Source organism: Lelliottia sp. GFLA7 (assembly GCF_056490165.1).
Map to the genome: position 1 here is coordinate 100,638 of NZ_JBWLAQ010000003.1, position 18,045 is coordinate 118,682.

General features: G+C 52.2%; 13 protein-coding genes and 1 tRNA gene. 6 read left to right on the forward strand and 8 right to left on the reverse strand.

Going from position 1 to position 18,045, the window contains the following annotated elements; translation table 11 throughout:
- The first annotated feature begins 593 nt into the window (after positions 1–593).
- On the forward strand, positions 594–2,948 hold the full coding sequence (gene crfC, locus AC07RN_RS10775; RefSeq protein ID WP_011915574.1) for a clamp-binding protein CrfC: 2,355 nt from the start codon (positions 594–596) through the stop codon (positions 2,946–2,948).
- Complete coding sequence (locus AC07RN_RS10780; protein ID WP_011915575.1) at positions 2,945–3,823, forward strand: diguanylate cyclase regulator RdcB family protein; 879 nt, start codon at positions 2,945–2,947, stop codon at positions 3,821–3,823. The genes crfC and AC07RN_RS10780 overlap by 4 nt, the downstream gene beginning before the upstream one ends.
- Positions 3,824–3,882: 59 nt before the next feature.
- Here the strand turns inward: AC07RN_RS10780 and kdgT are convergent, their stop codons facing one another.
- Positions 3,883–4,878 carry a 2-keto-3-deoxygluconate transporter gene (gene kdgT, locus AC07RN_RS10785; RefSeq protein ID WP_011915576.1) on the reverse strand — a complete coding sequence of 332 codons (996 nt, stop codon included), beginning with the start codon at positions 4,876–4,878 and terminating at the stop codon, positions 3,883–3,885.
- Positions 4,879–5,529: 651 nt separating this feature from the next.
- Here kdgT and proP point away from each other — a divergent pair.
- Entirely contained in the window at positions 5,530–7,032 is a 1,503-nt protein-coding gene (proP, locus tag AC07RN_RS10790; protein ID WP_235134567.1) for a glycine betaine/L-proline transporter ProP, read from the forward strand.
- Between the two features lie 30 nt (positions 7,033–7,062).
- Here proP and AC07RN_RS10795 read toward each other — a convergent pair whose 3' ends face one another.
- Together AC07RN_RS10795 and AC07RN_RS10800 are read right to left on the reverse strand one after the other, a co-directional pair.
- Positions 7,063–8,016 (reverse strand): nickel/cobalt transporter, encoded by a 954-nt coding sequence (locus AC07RN_RS10795; RefSeq protein ID WP_041689229.1) that lies wholly within the window; start codon positions 8,014–8,016, stop codon positions 7,063–7,065.
- Positions 8,017–8,277: 261 nt separating this feature from the next.
- Positions 8,278–9,651 carry an HdeD family acid-resistance protein gene (locus AC07RN_RS10800; protein WP_478336338.1) on the reverse strand — a complete coding sequence of 458 codons (1,374 nt, stop codon included), beginning with the start codon at positions 9,649–9,651 and terminating at the stop codon, positions 8,278–8,280.
- 572 nt (positions 9,652–10,223) lie between these two features.
- Between AC07RN_RS10800 and AC07RN_RS10805 the strand changes: the two genes are divergently transcribed.
- Positions 10,224–10,775, forward strand: coding sequence for a fimbrial protein (locus tag AC07RN_RS10805; RefSeq protein WP_478336339.1), 552 nt, complete (start codon positions 10,224–10,226; stop codon positions 10,773–10,775).
- 162 nt (positions 10,776–10,937) lie between these two features.
- Here the strand turns inward: AC07RN_RS10805 and AC07RN_RS10810 are convergent, their stop codons facing one another.
- Positions 10,938–12,917 (reverse strand): methyl-accepting chemotaxis protein, encoded by a 1,980-nt coding sequence (locus tag AC07RN_RS10810; protein ID WP_478336340.1) that lies wholly within the window; start codon positions 12,915–12,917, stop codon positions 10,938–10,940.
- Positions 12,918–13,610: 693 nt separating this feature from the next.
- Positions 13,611–13,686: transfer RNA gene (locus AC07RN_RS10815), tRNA-Phe, on the reverse strand.
- Positions 13,687–13,855: 169 nt separating this feature from the next.
- Here AC07RN_RS10815 and AC07RN_RS10820 point away from each other — a divergent pair.
- The gene (locus tag AC07RN_RS10820) at positions 13,856–14,701 is read left to right on the forward strand and encodes an AraC family ligand binding domain-containing protein (RefSeq protein WP_478336341.1); all 846 of its coding nucleotides are present in this window, start codon (positions 13,856–13,858) and stop codon (positions 14,699–14,701) included.
- Positions 14,702–14,737: 36 nt separating this feature from the next.
- Positions 14,738–15,328 carry a LysE family translocator gene (locus AC07RN_RS10825; protein ID WP_478336342.1) on the forward strand — a complete coding sequence of 197 codons (591 nt, stop codon included), beginning with the start codon at positions 14,738–14,740 and terminating at the stop codon, positions 15,326–15,328.
- On the opposite strand, the gene AC07RN_RS10830 is transcribed toward AC07RN_RS10825, so the two are convergent.
- Genes AC07RN_RS10830 through cutA form a run of 3 tightly spaced genes read right to left on the reverse strand, consistent with a single transcriptional unit; the run spans position 15,325 to position 17,938 of the window.
- The gene (locus AC07RN_RS10830; RefSeq protein ID WP_011915583.1) at positions 15,325–15,900 is read right to left on the reverse strand and encodes a transcriptional regulator; all 576 of its coding nucleotides are present in this window, start codon (positions 15,898–15,900) and stop codon (positions 15,325–15,327) included. The two genes, AC07RN_RS10825 and AC07RN_RS10830, sit on opposite strands and share 4 nt — an antisense overlap.
- A gap of 47 nt (positions 15,901–15,947) precedes the next feature.
- Positions 15,948–17,639 carry a protein-disulfide reductase DsbD gene (locus AC07RN_RS10835; protein WP_478336343.1) on the reverse strand — a complete coding sequence of 564 codons (1,692 nt, stop codon included), beginning with the start codon at positions 17,637–17,639 and terminating at the stop codon, positions 15,948–15,950.
- The gene (gene cutA / locus AC07RN_RS10840; protein ID WP_011915585.1) at positions 17,615–17,938 is read right to left on the reverse strand and encodes a divalent cation tolerance protein CutA; all 324 of its coding nucleotides are present in this window, start codon (positions 17,936–17,938) and stop codon (positions 17,615–17,617) included. Before cutA ends, AC07RN_RS10835 begins: the two co-directional genes overlap by 25 nt.
- Positions 17,939–18,045: the final 107 nt, after the last annotated feature.

The window sequence follows — 18,045 nt, forward strand, 5'->3', positions numbered from 1 at the left end:
CCTCTAAAAGTGCGAACGGGGCTGGAAAGCGCCAGCCAAAACACGGCAGTTTGCCGAAAAAGGCGTCAAGTATAGCGTAAGCCCCCACTTTTGTCGGTGATATTCTTTTTTTAAAAAATAAATAAAACACCGCATCTGGAGTGACATTTCCTGTCAGTCAGTTAAGCGATGCTAACAGCGTGCTTAAGAGATAAACATCGCAATGAAATATATAGAATATTTTATTGCGCAAATTGCCAGGTACTGACATTTCGGATAAGGTGAGGTGCGCTGTTGTTATTTAGCAACCGCAACCGGATTTGCCACTTCTTCTTTGGTGACCGGGAATTACCTCTCTTTTTAGGTGGGTAAATTACTTTGATATATCCTATAGCTCCATAAAAAATGGTCTACGCTCATTATCTTTCGGCTTTTCTAGCCGAGAGGAGTGTACGAGCGCTCTACGCTGCAAACAGATTATATTTGTTTTGTCATCAGACGCTTATATTCAATGAACCTAATTTCCACGCGTAATCAATAAAGCCGAAATTTCATTATTAAAACTATCTGGCTTAATAAAAGTAATAAATTTGCGTTAAGGAAAGGCTTTTATCATGCACACACAAACAATATTTGAATTGAGCCAGGAAGCAGAGCGGCTGCTACAACTTGCTTTACAGAATCTTGATGCCTTGAAATCAATGCCGATTGCGGCAATGGATAGCACGACTGCAGCAATAACCGGTGTCAGCAATAATGTGCTGCCTTTGCACTTCAGCACCCGGGGTGTTGAAACCCAGCTGTCGATGCTGAATAACGAATTACGAAAAATAACCCGTCTTGAGATGGTGCTGGCCATTGTTGGCACGATGAAGGCCGGGAAATCGACCACGATTAATGCGATTGTCGGCACGGAAGTCTTACCCAACCGTAATCGTCCAATGACCGCGCTGCCGACGATGATCCGCCACACGCCGGGGCAAAAAGAGCCAGTGCTGCATTTTGCCCACGTTTCACCGATCGACACGCTGATTAAACAATTGCAGGAAAAACTGTGTAATCACGATCGCGGCAAGCTGACGCAGCGCCTCGAAATTGATAAAGACATGAATGCGTTGCTCGGGCGCATTGAGCAAGGTCAAGCCTTCGAAAAACATTATCTTGGCGCGGAGCCTATTTTTCAGTGTTTGAAAAGCCTGAATGATTTAGTGCGGCTCTCTCAGGCGCTAGGCGTTGATTTTCCGTTTACTGAATACACCGCGATTGAGCATATTCCGGTGATTGAAGTGGAGTTTGTCCACCTCGCGGGCATGGATTCTCACCTTGGGCAACTGACGCTGCTTGACACGCCAGGGCCGAATGAAGCCGGGCAACCGCATCTGCAAAAAATGCTCAACGAGCAGCTTGCGCGCTCCTCGGCGGTGCTGGCGGTGATGGATTACACCCAGCTTAAATCGATTTCTGATGAAGAGGTGCGGCAAGCGATTTCGGCGGTGGGCAAATCAGTGCCGCTGTACGCGCTGGTCAATAAATTCGATCAGAAAGACCGCAATAGCGACGATGAAGAACAGGTGCGGGCGATGATTTCCGGCACGCTGATGAAAGGCAATATTTCGCCAGGGCAGATTTATCCCGTCTCCTCGATGTGGGCCTATCTGGCGAATCGTGCGCGCTTTGAAATCGCCAATAATGGCCGTTTGCCGGATCATCAGGAGCAGCGCTGGGTGCAAGATTTTGCGGAAGCCGCACTGGGGCGTCGCTGGCGCACGGCGGATCTGGATGACGTAGAACATATTCGCCATGCCGCCGATCTGCTGTGGGAAGATTCGCTGTTTGAGCAGCCGATTCGCAAACTGATTTATGCCGCGTATGCCAACGCGTCGCTGTATGCGTTGCGCTCGGCGTCCCATAAGCTCCTCAACTATGCGCAGAACGCCCGTGAATATCTCGATTTCCGCTATCAGGGGCTGACGGTCGCCTTTGATGAGCTGGAGTTGAATATTTCTCGTCTGGAAGAGGATATGGCACTGCTTCAGATGCGTCAGGATGTGGTGAGCGACGAAGTCGGACACGAAGTCGAGCAGGCACTGGATGCGGCACAAACGTTTATCACACATCAGAAAAACCAGATCCAGCAGGCGATTAGCCATATTTTTGACGGCGATAACATTCTCGATTTGGCCGGCATTGACCGCATGAATTTGCGAAACGGGGCGCAACACGACATGGGGCAACTGGTGCTCGATGACGAAGGCCAGGCGCAGATTGTGCTGAGCAAAATCCGTTCATCCTGTGAACTCGTGATGCTGGACGCGCAGGGCAAAATCAGCCGCGAGCTAGCGTTGCGCTTTGATCAGCTTGAGTCGACGCTGGCGCGATCCTTAAACGAGGCGATGCGTCCGATTGAGAAACGCATCAAGGAAGAGTTAAGTCACGCTGGATTTCGGGCGCGGATTAGCTTCCCGGCGTTCCAGGCCAGTCAGCTCAACTTCAACACGCGCGGGCTGTTTAACGACGCGATTGCCTCAGAAAATCGTCCCGCCGGTGAGATCTCTGGCTCCAGCAGCGTGCGCGAAACGGTTTCACGCTGGCTAAACAATCCGGGCTGGGGTTGGGAGGATTGCGTGGTGACGCGCACGCGATACGTCATTGACGTCGCGCAGCTTCATACGCGAATCAAAGAACATATTGATCAATTTTGTGAACAAATCTATAAAGCTTTGGTGGCGCAGGTCGATGTTTCTGTTACGGCAGGCATGGCAACGTTTTTTGCGGAATTCTCGTTATGCCTCACCGGTTTACAGGAAAGCTTGCGTGATAGCCTCGCAGTGCGACAGCAAAATGAGCATTCAACCAGAGCGCTCAGCCAACTGTTGCAGCAATGTATTACAACTGCGACGTGGATTCAGGAAGATACCCGATTGTTACGCGATGATATTCAAACTTTATTCGCGGCAGAGCAAACATGACAACCCCATTGCTGGACGGTCCCGGGCGGACGTTAGAGTGTATTCATCCCAAATTTATGGTTGATTTGGTGCAAGGAGTGGACGCGGTGCGTCTCACTCCGCTGGTGCCTCAGCAGCAGCAGTTTCGTGAGCGTTTAGCCCAGGAGATCATGACTCAGACGAAGCTTCGACCCTGGGCGATGACGGGAATGTTCAGCGAAAATGCTGCCCTGCGGCTGGGTCTGGCGGAAAAACTGGCCGGTATGTTCGATCCTGGACATCTGGCCTTGACGCGTATGACCGACAAATTAACCTCATTGCGTCAGCAAACTAACCGTCCCAAGCAACACTCTCTGGGATTGATACAGCAATACGACGATCTCTCTTCCTATTTTCATCAACGCGCGGCCTATAAAGAAAAAGCGTTGTCACAGCGTGGCTTGACGGTGCAGGCGGGCGAACACAGCGAGCAAATCTTTAACCACTGGCGGGCGGGCCAATACGATGGCTGGTCGCTGGCGGGACGGTGTTATATCGCGCTGGAAGAGCTGCGCTGGGGCGCATTTGGTGATGCCTGCCGTCTGGCGAATGATGATGTCGCGGCGATGCTGAAGGACAATTTGCGCAGCCTGGCAGCGAACTATCTTGCTCAGGGCATTAATGCTGCCCCAACAACACGTCATTTTTACCATCAGTGGCTCGCCACACCGGTATCGCCGGGTTTAATGGATCATAAAGATATGCTCGGCTGGCTGGGGGACTGGTGTCATGCGGACCGTCATCCGGTGAGCTGGTCGGTGACGCAGAGCTGGCAAACGGTGGCGCTTGGCATGCCGCGATTGTGTTCGGCGAAAAGGCTGGCGGACGCGATGGTGGGCGAGATGTTCGGTGAATAATACGGTGCGTCGGTAAAACAAAAAACCTCTCAGATGAGAGGTTTTTTTATGTGAGGAGCTTAGTGGTGCAACGATTCGACCGGCTGCGGCTCGACGTCGGCTTTCGGGATATTGCCGTAACGTTTGGCATACAGGGCGGTGATGATTGGCACCAGAATCGCGGTCACGATGACTGACGCGGCCACCAGTGCCGTCGCGGAGGCCGCAACAGGCTCGAATGACGGGTTAATCTGCGCAATGATCATCGGGTTCGCCACCGCAGCGCCTGCGGCTGACGACGCGGCGACACCGGCGGTACCATTCCCGCCACCAATCACGCGGTCGGCAATAATCAGCGGAATACCAGTGATAATAATAACCGCAACACCCAGCACGATACCCAGCAGGCCGGTGTCCATAATCACGTTCAGATTGATGGTATTACCCAGCGCGAAGCCGAAGAAGGGAATCAGAACCGGCGTTGCTTTGCTGAAGAAATCGCGCAAGTCGGTGTCCAGGTTGCCCAGGGCAAAACCAATCAGGAATGGCAGGACTGCGCCCACGAAGTGGTGCGGTTCAAACGATGCCAGGCCCGCGGAGCCGAGGATTAACATGGTCACCAGTGGGCCAGACTCCAGAGACATCAGCACGAATGCGCCGGACTCTTCTTTCGTGCCGTACTGATTCATCAGGCTGGCGTACAGACCGCCGTTGGTCATGTCCATGGCAGACACAATCGCCAAAACGGAGAGACCGGCGAAGAAACCGGTTTGAATGCCATTCTCAGGAATGAACATCGCACAGCCCATGGCGACAACCCAGGCAACAGCAATTTTGGTGAGCACTAACGTACCGGATTTACGTAATACGGTTCCGGTTGCACGTAAATTAATGGATGCGCCAATACAGAAGAACCACACCGCCAGAATTGGCACCGTGCCGGAAATCATTCCTTTGGTAAATCCGCCAAAATAAGCGCCGGTATTCGGGGCCAGGGTATTTAAGATTGCGCCAAGTACCAGGGGGACCAACATCATCCCGCCAGGGATGCGTTCAATTGTGGCTTTGATTTTCATGATAAATCCTCACATCTTATCTCGCGTTTCTGGCGGACAAGTCGGGTAGAAATTCGTATTGAATTCAAGTTATTGTGAATTCTTACTGTCTGGTGAACCGTCTGTTTAATCAGAAGCCGTAATCAGTTTTACCTTGTTTACGGCGGGTGAAATGCACCCGGGGCGGCGTGTTCGGGCTTATCATCTGATCTTTGGAATTATGATTCAATGAAAATAAAACAATGTTTTAGTTATCTGGATCACATATTTTTGTAAACGCGTGTCTACATTATTAGTTATTAAAATTGCTGTGAATTTAATGTGAATAAAGGTGAGTGGTTTTTTGAATTTTGATGAAAATAATAACCTTATAAAGTGAATCCTAAAGGGCACAGGATTTTCGCGGTCATTAAAGTGTGTTGACGTTTTCTGACAACATCTGACACCCCACGTAAATATCTGTGAAGTTGATCACCTATTTAAAGGCTGGTAGGGTAAAGACGTCACTAACTGCCCAGACAGGCGTCAACAGGTTCGGTTGTATCGACGAGAAACGTCAATGTAAGTAAACCTGCTACGCTTGAAGAAGAAGATTCGCATGAGGCGAATTCGAGGTTCACAGACCGCAAGAAGATCTGTGGTATGGACAGGGCTGAGTCTACGAGGATAGCAATGCTTAAAAGGAAAAAAGTCAAACCCATTACACTGCGCGACGTCACTATCATTGATGACGGCAAGTTGCGTAAAGCCATTACCGCTGCGTCGCTGGGTAACGCGATGGAGTGGTTTGATTTCGGTGTGTATGGTTTCGTTGCCTACGCTTTAGGTAAAGTCTTCTTCCCGGGTGCCGACCCGAGCCTGCAGATGATCGCGGCTTTAGGTACCTTCTCCGTACCCTTCCTGATTCGCCCGCTGGGTGGTTTATTCTTCGGGATGCTGGGCGACAAATACGGTCGCCAGAAGATACTCGCCATCACGATTGTGATCATGTCGATCAGTACATTCTGTATCGGCTTGATTCCGTCCTATGCGACGATTGGCATCTGGGCACCGATACTGCTGCTGCTGTGTAAAATGGCGCAGGGCTTCTCGGTCGGTGGTGAATATACCGGTGCGTCGATCTTTGTTGCCGAGTATTCTCCGGACCGTAAACGCGGCTTCATGGGAAGCTGGCTGGACTTTGGCTCGATTGCCGGGTTTGTGCTAGGTGCGGGCGTCGTGGTGCTGATTTCCACCGTCGTCGGCGAAGATAACTTCCTTGAGTGGGGCTGGCGTATTCCGTTCTTCCTGGCGCTGCCGCTGGGTCTGATTGGTCTATACCTGCGTCATGCCTTAGAAGAGACGCCGGCGTTTCAGCAGCATGTTGAAAAACTGGAGCAGGGCGATCGCGAAGGGCTGCAGGAAGGACCGAAAGTCTCCTTTAAAGAGATTGCGACGAAACACTGGCGTAGCCTGCTGACCTGTGTCGGTCTGGTCATTTCGACCAACGTGACCTACTACATGTTGCTGACCTACATGCCGAGCTACCTGTCGCATAACCTGCATTACTCCGAAGATCACGGTGTGCTGATTATTATCGCCATCATGGTGGGGATGCTGTTTGTGCAGCCGATTATGGGCCTGCTGAGTGACCGCTACGGTCGCCGTCCGTTCATTATTCTGGGCAGCGTTGCGCTCTTACTGCTGGCGATCCCGGCCTTTATCCTGATTAACAGTAACGTGCTGGGCCTGATTTTCGCCGGTCTGCTGATGCTGGCGGTGATTCTGAACTGCTTTATCGGGGTGATGGCGTCAACGCTTCCGGCGATGTTCCCGACGCATATTCGCTACAGCGCGCTGGCGGCAGCGTTTAACATTTCGGTGCTGGTTGCCGGTCTGACGCCGACCATTGCGGCCTCGCTGGTCGAAAGCACGCAGAACCTGATGATGCCTGCGTACTATCTGATGGTGATTGCGGTGATTGGTTTGATTACCGGTCTGACAATGAAAGAGACCGCGAATCAGCCACTGAAAGGGGCCACGCCTGCGGCGTCTGACCTTCAGGAAGCGAAAGAGATTCTGCGTGAACACTACGACAATGTTGAGCAGAAGATTGACGATCTTGACGTAGAGATTGAAGAGCTGCAGAAAAAGCGATCTCGTCTGGTGGATCAGCATCCACGCATTAACGAGTAAAACGAAAAACCCGCTTCGGCGGGTTTTTTATTAGCATCCGGCGGCGATGTAGTCGCCGTTGGCGCTGATGGGGATCACCGTCAGGAACAGCACTGTTGCAAACAGGATCAGCACGATTCCCCCGGCAATTTTTGCCGCGGGCACCAGCCAGCTCATCGTAGAACTGCCGCCAAAGAAAGCGACCGTCCGTTCCCGCGCATAGCGCACCGCCAGCGATAGTCCCATAATCGACAGCGCGGTACCGAGCGACATGGTCATCACCGCCGCCATTCCCCACGTCACAATTCCTAGCGCATTTGAGAACATCAGAATCATGATCGCCCCGCTGCATGGACGCGCACCGATCGCCAGAATCACTCCCAGACGCGTTTTCCAGTCGCCTTTTTCCACATCGACGCTGACGCCGTGATGCCCGCAACCGCAGCGGTCATCGTGCTGATGGAGCGGTGTTACGCTGCGAATGGAAACTCTGCGTGGCCGCAGGCTTTTCAGCGTTTGGTAAATCATAAAGATACCGAATGCACCGATCAGCAATGCGCTGATTTTCTCCACGTACCAACGGCTGGCGCTGAGATCGCCAGAGGCGAGGTTAAATCCAACGGCCAGCACAAAGACGAACAGAATGGCGCTGAGGCCCTGCATCAGGCTACCGAGAAATGGTACGACGCGCGCGGCAAGCTGGCTCTCTTTATTGGTGGTGAGATAGGTCGTGACGATGAATTTACCGTGTCCCGGGCCGATCGCGTGCAGAACGCCGTAGAAGAACGCGCCCGTCAGGAGCCACAATCCGCCGCTGTATTGATGATTATTCAGCTGCAACAAATACATCACCAGATAGCGGTGCAGCGTGATTTGGGTGGCGAGACACCATTGAATAAACGCGCTCCAGTGAGCATGTAAAGTGAATCCGCTAAACAGAACCAGCAACAAAAGCAGGCCTGCCGTGGGAATACGCCAGTCACGCGAGAGAATTTTTGTCGTCATGTTGCGGCCTGTCAGGAGGGGGGGATTCTGGGGCAAGTATAGCGTGAGTCGCGAGGCGGCGAGGGCATTTTGCGGGGCGCTCACGGGCTGTTATGCATTCGCAAAACTCGACTTTATTTATCGTTGCCTGTCCATCGCAATAAGCCAGGGTTGGGTAAAACGGTTATCCCATTTATCCGCCGTGGAAGCGGTATAGCACCCTGTTGTTCGCTCTTTGATTTTTCTGTTCGAAAGGGCGTTATGCAAAATCGGCTTTAACTATCAGCCAGCATCTTCCTCACCTGTCACCCCTTCACCATGCTTCCCTTTTACCCATGCGAGGCGTCGGTGGAACATCTTTCGCAAGGCCCGGCCAAGGGTATTGAACCAGCCTGTCGGGCGCGGGTCCGCCAGCATGCTCATGGCGCGCGCGTAATCCAGCACCAGTCCTGGCGTCCAGGCCATTGTTTCCGCTCGTTTTCGCAGTTGTAACGCGACCCACAGCTCGGGTGTGGATATCAGTTTCCCAATCGAGAGCCAAAAGCCGCGCTTTTGCCACAACCTGCCGACGGAACCCTCAAGCGCCGCTTCCAGCGCTCTTGCCACGCTACTGGAACAGTTACGGTGGGTCAGATTATAGGATTCGTTTTGGCGGTAGTTTTCCCAGAATGCCGCCAGACGCGTTTCGCTGTAATTGCGAATCCGCACCTTGCGGGTGGAGTGGCACCATTTACTGGATTCGGTGATGTAATCCGACTGAAATTCACCCGGCACGTTATTTTCGGGCGTGGCGCGTAGCAGGCGGGCGAAGGCATCCGGTGAGCGGTCGATCTCAACGGCGGGATATAAACTGATGTAAATCCCGCCAGGGGATTCCAGCGCCGCGTGACCGGTTGAGATCACGCCATTTTTATCCACGGCAGCAATATAACGGCTGATCACGGGGCGGGAGATCGTCTCGCCGGGTGCTGAGCCAACGGGAGTCCAGACGTGAACCGTCAGCGCTTTTTCATCGTCGTCTGGCGGACCATCCCATTCCACCACGGCAGGCTGATGCGTATCGGCTTCTTCCATATACTCTTCGCCTTTGAGACCTGGGTTGGCTGCCGCCACTTTGACCCGGTTAGCGAGAATAAACATATTCCAGCCCGCAAAGGCCAGGCCGAGACCGAGGCAGTACGGAACGGTGCCTGTATAATTCGAGGGCCACGGTTGATAGAAGAAAATCGCCAGCGCAATTTCGACGATTCCCCCTGCCAGGGCAGACCGCCAGCGCCGATAGCGCACCACAATGGCCGAGGCGATTTGTAGCGCGCCATCCAGCAAGAACAGCGTGCCGAAAATCATTGCCAGCACAATATTACCGTCGTGGTTTCCGGCGAGGATCAGCACGGCGGCCAGTGAAAATGTCGCACCTTTGACATAGCGCAAAATGCGCTGCCCGCCCATGCCGCTGTGCGCGACCAGCAAGGTTGCGCCGCCTTCAATCAGCAGCAGAAACGCAAAAGGTTCGATAGGGAAGTAGAGCACGCCATCCATCGCGTCGATAAAGATAACCGTCCCGGCAATCAGCGTGACCCACCCGAAGCGCCGCAGTCCGCGCCAGTGCGAACGCAGATAATCAACGCCGAGCAGAATCAGGATCAATCGCATCATAAGGGGGCTTCCGGAATGGGTATCCCACATTTATAACCCACTCGGGGCGGAAGTGCTTCAGGAAATGATAGAGAAGCGAAGGGGAGGGTGCGTTCACCGGAATGACATCCCTTATAAGACGCGATGATGCGTTTGCCGTGAATATGACGCGCAAAAGAACATCATAATGAACGCACGCAGAAGTCCTCTTTATTTGAATCTAAAATGAGATATTAACTGTGTTGTCTTAATTTATCGCATGGAATGCTTTGTTGTTTTTACATATTTACTTTTCATTAATGCTGAGTAAATTCATTGATATCTTTTTTAAAATGGTTTCGCATAGGGAAAATATGTTGTAACACCTCAAGTATTGCAAGTTGTTCTTATGACGAAATATTATCGCGTTCATGATGCCTCTTAAAATGGCTGGTATTTGCGCATGCAATATCGATTACATAATGCTACGACGCTAAGTGATCTATTCGTATTAGAGTGAACATTGTCTTTCTCGTTCGCTCACAAGTAAATGCGCGAAATCTATGCGTATTTTATTCAGTGATACATATAAAATGTTTATAAAAGGATTTTCAATGAAATACAGTTTACTTTTGCTGGCGTTGTCTCCCCTGCTTGCCTTTCCCGGCGTTTACGCACAGGAAAGTACACCTGATATTCCCGCCACCCTGGAAATTAGCGGTACGGTGAACGCTACTGCATCGGCCTGCAGTGTGAGTTTAAGCCAAAGCAGTGTCAACGTGACGCAAAATTTGGAAGATGTCATCAGTCAGGGGGATAAAAATTACAGCGGCGGCGGGGCCAATATTCATCTTTATTTTACCGGCGGGGCAGAATGCGGAGATTTAGCCAAGCAAGGCAGGTTGATATATCATTTTTCGGGTAATGCGGATAATGCCGATGGCACTGTTCTGGCTAATAATGATGTCTCTCAAACAAGTGCGAAAGGACTGGGGATAGGTATTTTTGACCAAGAGCATAATATTATTGCGTTGAACAAAGGCACGTTAGCGGCCACTGCGGAAGGCACGAACGTGTTCAATATTGCGATGGTTAAGCTTAACGGGCAGGACGTGGTTCCAGGGACATTGCAAGGCGCGTTAACAATTGACATCGAGCGTCTTTAATTTTAGACCTAAAAGTATCGTACAGCCCTGAGTGATTAATTGGCTGCGTTTTAGGAAATACTCGGTTCTTCAGATGTAAAACCTCTCTGGCGAGGGGGGCTGTTCATCGTCACGCCCATATCGACATTGACAGATATGGGCATTTTGCTCAGCGTTTAAACGTTAGAAGGTTTCCCAGTCACTGCCGTTGACTGCGCCGCGCGCCAAACTTTGCGCCTCGGATTTTCGTACTGTGGACGTTTGTGCCAGTCCCTGCTTTTTCACGGTGGCGGCGAGTTTTACCGTTTTGGCTCCGGCATGATTCGGTAAGGTAAAAACGGCTACCGCTTGTTCCAGTTGTGCCGCTTGATCTTCCAGCGAGCTGGCAGCGGCTGAAGATTCTTCAACCAGTGCGGCGTTTTGTTGGGTAGAGGTATCCATTTCCGTCATCGCCTGTGCTATCTGCGCAATGCCGCGACTTTGCTCATCGGAGGCGGCGGCAATTTCACTCATGATATCGCGCACCTGAATGACCGATTTCACCGTCTCACCCATAATGGAACCGGCATGCTCCACCTTCACAAAACCACTGTCTACTTTTGATACCGATTCATTAATCAGCGCTTCAATTTCTTTGGCGGACTGCGAGCTGCGTTGCGCCAGGCTTCTTACCTCTCCCGCAACGACCGCAAACCCACGGCCCTGTTCACCCGCACGCGCGGCTTCCACTGCCGCGTTGAGTGCCAGGATATTGGTCTGGAAGGCAATACCGTTTATCACCGAAATAATTTCTGAAATACGTTGCGAGCTGTCACGAATACCTTTCATCGTGGCGATTAATTCATCAACCACTGCACCGCCATCGTTGGCCTTCTGCGACGCCTGTTCGGACAGCTGACGGGCCTGATGTGCATTTGAGGCGTTCTGCGCCACGGTAGACGTCAGTTGCTCCATGCTGGCAGCCGTTTGCACCACCGCCGCAGACTGCTGTTCCGTGCGGGCCGACAAATCCATATTACCCGCGGCGATTTCCGTTGATGCCCGACTCACGCTCCCTACGCCGTCGCGCACGTTATAAATAATGCCTTTCAGATTCTCATTCATCGTAGAGACGGCTTGAATCAGCTGCCCGGTTTCATCTTTGCGATTCGTGATCAGCGTACCGGTGAGATCGCCTTTAGCGATCTGTTGCGCAAGGGTCAGCGTCTGGTTCAACGGATGGGTGATTGAGCGGGTAATGAGCCAGGCCAATAGCACCCCCAGGATGACCACTGTCAGGGCGGTGGATCCCATCATCCATTCGGAATTACCAACAAACTGTTTTGATAGTTCTTGCTGGTAGGTGAACCAGCTATTGATGTCTTTGCCCAACTGCACGCCTAAACGTGAAAACTCGGCCTGCGTATCGATTTGTTTTTTCAGCGCCTGTTGGTAAGCATCAAGGGCATCGAGATAGCGTTGTGAAGCGGCAACACCGGAAGTGAGTATTTTCTGCTGGTCGGTCGACAATGACGGGCGAATTTTTTCAGCCATCACGTCAGCGGCAGGAATTTGTTCTCTAATTCCCTGTTTGCTCACCTCTTGCGGGTTAAGGATAAAGCTCTCAATGCGCGTGACGATATCGTTCCATTCAAAGGCCAGATGCGCCATATCGCGTGACGTTTCAATCGATAAGCCGGGCTGGTGGCTAAGGGCATCTAAGTCAACAGAGCTTTTGTACAGGTCGTCGGTGTTCAGGGTCTGAGCCAGTTCAGCTCGCTTGTCAAAAGCATCCAGGAAAATGGCGCGAACCACGAGATCGGTTTTAAACAGCTCGGCCACGTTGTCTGCACTCGCTTTACCTGCAGGTCTCCACTGAAACTGCTCATGAAGCTGAGTAATCAGTTCCCCCATTCGATTCATGGACGCGGTATTGACGTCACGATCTTTTTGATTGTTTGTGGACTGGAAAATCAACCGACTGGATCGGGCATTCCCGAGTGAATCCATTAACTTTACCATCACCGCTGTTTTTGCCGAGTTGTCCTGGATTTGTTCAAAACCCCGAATACCGGTAAAAGCAACAATCACTGTCAGAAACAGCACGATGGCAAATCCGAGACTCAATTTTTTACCGATTCGCAAATTTGCAAAATAGGTAAAGGTACTTTGATGCTGGGTCATTATTCCGGTCCACATAGATAAAGAAGAGAATAGGATGATTTTCAGAAGGTTATTACTCTCAACATCCCGCATCTCAACTATCGGCAGCCGCGTTTTAGAATTTATTCTGTATTTTAATCCTGCGTAGGGTAATGGTCTGGTCTGGGGTTATCTGATTGATTTATATTATGAAAACAAAATTACCAGGTTAATTTTTAGTAGGGTGAGTTTGTGGATATTAATATACCATTCAAGGAGTTAACTTTTCTGTGGAGTAAGGTGATGCATTCATTTCGAATATTGAGATGTCATTATGAGTGACGAAATAGGCCCTTTTTCTCGTTTGGTTTAAATACTGGTTTTTTAAGTTGATGATGAAAATAGATATCAACATTTTTATCTGTTAAAACAATAGCATTACAGGCGTAATTCATCTTTTTAACGCACAGTAAAGATGCGCAGCAAACCTGGGATAGTGCTTACTCGCTGATATTCAATACAAAAATATCCAGGCGTGGCTGGAGTTATCCTGATTTACTGCATGAGGTCATGATGTTAACAAACGATATGAAGGATTCTGGGTGGTGGCGTAGTGGGCGAACGTGCTGGGTTTGCGTTGGGACGGGGGAGGGTGACGAGTCATCGAACGGATTTGGGGAAGTGTACGTGCTTCCAAAAGCAAAAAACCCGCCATAGGCGGGTTCTTCTAAATAGTGGTGCCCGGACTCGGAATCGAACCAAGGACACGGGGATTTTCAATCCCCTGCTCTACCGACTGAGCTATCCGGGCAACGGAGCGCATTAAACCTTAATCCCGTTTGATCGTCAACCCTAATTCGGGGAAAGCTGTTCAACTGCTTAACTTTACGGCAATCTGTCAGTCTACGCGTCGATTTTGCACAAATCTTCCAGACAAAAAAGCCAGGGCGGAGCAATGCTGATTGTGATGAGGAGGTGGTATGGCAAACGACTGGCTTGAGCTGCGTCAGCATGCGGAAACGGGTATTGAGACGATCAAAGCACACTTTGAAGGCCACGCCTTCGATCCGCACTGGCACGACAGTTATCTGGTGGGCATTACCCTGTCTGGCACGCAACAATTCCACTGCCGCCGCGAGCGGCATCGCAGTCATCCAGGAGATGCGTTTTTACTGGAACCAGGTGAAATTCATGACGGTGACGCGCCGGTAGACGGTGGTTTTACCTATCTGACTTTTTACCTCGATGAACAGTGGCTGACCAACACGCTGCACGGTCTATATGAATCCACTCCGGGCAGCTACTCGCTGCATTTCGCGCAGACCCTGACGCGTGAACCGCAGCTGGTGCGGACCATTAGCGACACCTTTTCCACGCTTCACAATGAGGAGATGAAGATCGTGCAGCAGAGCACAATGGATAATCTGCTCGCGCAAATTACCTCCCATTGTCACTGGCGCAAAAGACTGTCCGTGCAGCGACAAAGCGCTGCGGTTGCCCATCGCGCGCGTGATTATTTGTATGCTCATATGGGGGACAACATTGGTCTGTCCGATCTGGCGCGAGAAACGGGCACCGATCGTTTTACGCTGACGCGCTGCTTTAAACGCGAATTCCACCTGGCACCGCACGCCTGGCTTATTCAGCTGCGCCTGGCAAAAGCGCGTCAGATGCTGGGGATGGGCGAACAGCCTGTCGATGTGGCCGCAGCGCTCGGTTTTGCCGATCAAAGTCATTTAGGTCGCTGGTTCCAGCGCGCCTATCGCATCACGCCAGCCCACTACCGTCGGTTGTGCACAAACCTTCCAGACGTTTCCAGAAAATAGCGGCACAGTCAGGACTCTAAAAATAAGGAGTCACCTGTGAATCTGATGCCGTTTCTGCTGTTTGCGTTTGTCGCCTCGATAACGCCCGGCCCGACTAATATTCTCGTTCTGACCAACAGCCAGCACTTTGGCGTTAAAAAAACCATGCCTGCGATTCTGGGCGGATGTTTTGCGGCAAGCCTGATTGTGTTGATTTCCGGTGCGGGGGCTGGGGAGGTTTTACGCCAATATCCGCTGGTTCGTCAGGTGATGAGTTGGGCAGGGGTTCTATGGCTGAGCTGGATGAGCTGGCAGCTGTTCAGCGCCCCAGCGGCCAATTTATCGACGCCATCACATCGACGTTTTACGGCCCGCGCGGCGGCGCTATTGCAGGTGATTAACCCCAAAACATGGATGATGGCGCTGGCGGTTGTGAGCTTGTTTGCACCGGCAAGCGCGAATGCGCTGCATGATGTGGCGTTAATGGCGCTGTGGTTTCTGATAATTTCGATTGTGTGTTTGATGTGCTGGGCGTGGCTGGGAAAAGCGGTGAACCGGGTGTTTCGCACCACCGTGGCGATGGTGCGCTTTCAGCGCCTGATGGCGCTGTGTCTATTTGTCTCCGCGTGGGCGGGAATGCTGGCTTAGGTTAGCGCGCCACCCATGCGACACTGAGCGAAGCGCAGAATATCTTCCGCCAGACGGTGCGCCGTCTCCACGTCGGTCAGGCTACGATTGATCAGCATGCGGCTCAGGCAGCCTTCAAGCACCAGCTCCATCTGTTTAGCGACCATCGCCGGATCGTCAACCTCAAGCTTCGTGAGCAGCTCGTGGGTAAAGTCGTGGGCGGCACGTTTTTGCTGATCGGCGAGCTGATGGATCGGGTGGCCCGGATCGGGGTAGAACGTGCAGGCGGCGATAAACAGGCAGCCAGGGTAACGGTTGTTACGCACGCAATCCGCCAGCGCGGTATAGCGCGCCAGTACTTTTTGCTCGGCCGTCAGCGCGTCGTTCAGCATCAGCTGTCTGCGCCAGATATCGACCTGCTGACTGAGATAGCGCAGCGCATCGTAGAGCAGCGCTTCTTTATCCGGCCAAAAACGGCGCAATTCATCCAGTGGATAATCGATGCGTTCGGCGACCATCTCAAGCGTGGTGCTGGCGATCCCTTGTATCTCAAGTAATTGCAGGGCTTGTCCCAGTACGTCTTCGCGTTGCACGGTTTTCTCCTCCCAATGCTAACGGTTTATCCCGTTAACAGTGTCGTTTACGGTTGGCGATCGCGCAAATGCGCGCTGAACGCGGTTGCATCCATAAATCCTGTCACTCGTTCGCTCGACTGCTCTTCTCCCTGCGCATTAAAGAACAAAATCGTCGGCAGACCGAGCACCCTGAGTTGTTTCAGTAAAGCCTTGTCCTGCGCATTATTGGCGGTTACGTTCGCCTGCAACAGAACCGTATCTTTTAACGCATTTTGCACCTGCGGATCGCTAAAGGTGTATTTTTCGAACTCTTTGCAGGCGACACACCAGTCGGCGTACAGATCGAGCATCACGGGTTTGCCTTTTGCCTGTGCCAGCGCGTGGTTCAGCTCATCAACGTTGCTGATTTGAATGAAGTTAAGATGAGCCTGATTTTGCGCAGCAGGTGTGCCAAATGCCCAATCCTGAAGCGGTCGCACGCTGATCAGCGCAGACGCCAGCAGAATGATTTGTACGATACGCATCCACGTTTTTTGCGCCTGCAGGCTGGTGATAAACGCCCAGCCGAAGAATGCGACGCCAAGAATGGCCCACAAACGAAGGCCCCATACGTCACCCATCACGCGCTCCAGCAGGAACACCGGCAGCGCCAGGATGACGAAACCGAAGGCGATTTTGACCGTTTCCATCCACGGCCCGCTTTTCGGCAGCAGACGGTTGCCAAACACGGTGACCAGAATCAGCGGCAGACCCATGCCCAGCGCGTACAAATAGAGCGTGCCGCCGCCCAGCCACATGTTCCCGCTTTGCGCGATGTAGAGCAGGATCGCGCTCAGCGGCGCGGTGGTGCACGGCGAGCAAATCAGCCCGGCAATCACACCCATCACAAACACGCCACCTGCGGAGCCGCCTTGTTGGCGATTGCTCATCAGCGTTAAACGCGTTTGTAGCGAGGAGGGCAGTTGCAGGGTGAACAGGCCAAACATCGACAGCGCCAGCAGAGTAAACACGACCGACAGGCCGATCAGCACATACGGATGCTGAAGCGCGGCCTGGAACTGGAGCCCGGCAGCGGCAACCACAATCCCGAGCGCGGTATAGGTGAGCGCCATGCCCTGAACGTAGATAAACGCCAGCAGCAAGGCGCGACCGGTGGATAAACGTTGTTTACCGCCTAGCACAATGCCTGAGATGAGCGGATACATCGGCAACACGCACGGCGTAAAGGCGATACCGATACCGATGAGTAGCGCCCAGAGCGCGGAGAACGGCAGTTCTGCGCTGTCTTCCCCCTTCTCAGTGGAAGGAGGCGCAGCAGGCTGAGCCGCCGCAGCCACTTCACTGAGCGGCACAATTTTGGTTTCTGGCGGATAGCAGAAACCGGCGTCGGCACAGCCCTGATACGTCACGGTGATCGTCGCGCCTGTAGCGGCTTGATTGACGCTGACCGGCACGACAAGCTGGTAGCGGTAGATTTCGCTTTTGCCGTAAAACTCGTCTTCGTGCCACTCGCCCGCAGGCAGTTGCGGCTCGCCGACTTTCGCATTAGCTGGCGTGATGCTGACCTGTTTTCGGTAGAGGTAATATCCGTCTTTGATCTGCCAGTTGAGGCTGAGATCGTGCTGGTTTTGCTGGAAGTCGAAGACAAACGCCTGATCAGCAGGAATAAAGTTTGAGCGGCCAGGTGCGTCGAACAACCCGGCAAAGGCTGATGTACTGCACAGCAGCAGGATCAGCGTAAAGAAGCGTTGAGCCATGAGAGATAGTCGTTATCGCCGTGGGACACTGGAAGAACCAGCAGTTCCGGAGTCTGGTAAGGATGATGAGATTTGAGGCAATCCAGGAGCGCCTGCTGATGCGCTACCGAGGTTTTAAGCAGCATTTGCACTTCGTACTCTTGCTCGAGCTTGCCTTCCCAGTAGTACAGGGAGGTGGCGCCAGGCAGGATCGTAACGCAGGCCGCGAGCTTGTCAGTAAGTACTTTGGCGGCCAGTTCCTGGGCGGTTGCTTCATCGGGAGCGGTACAAAGCACAACAACGGCGTCAGGCGTGTTCACAAGTCGACCTCCTCATCGCGAAAAAATCACTATATCACGGCGGGTCGGAGGGCATTAATGAATCGGGCCGCTGAGCGGCCCGAATTTAACAAATTTTACAACATTTA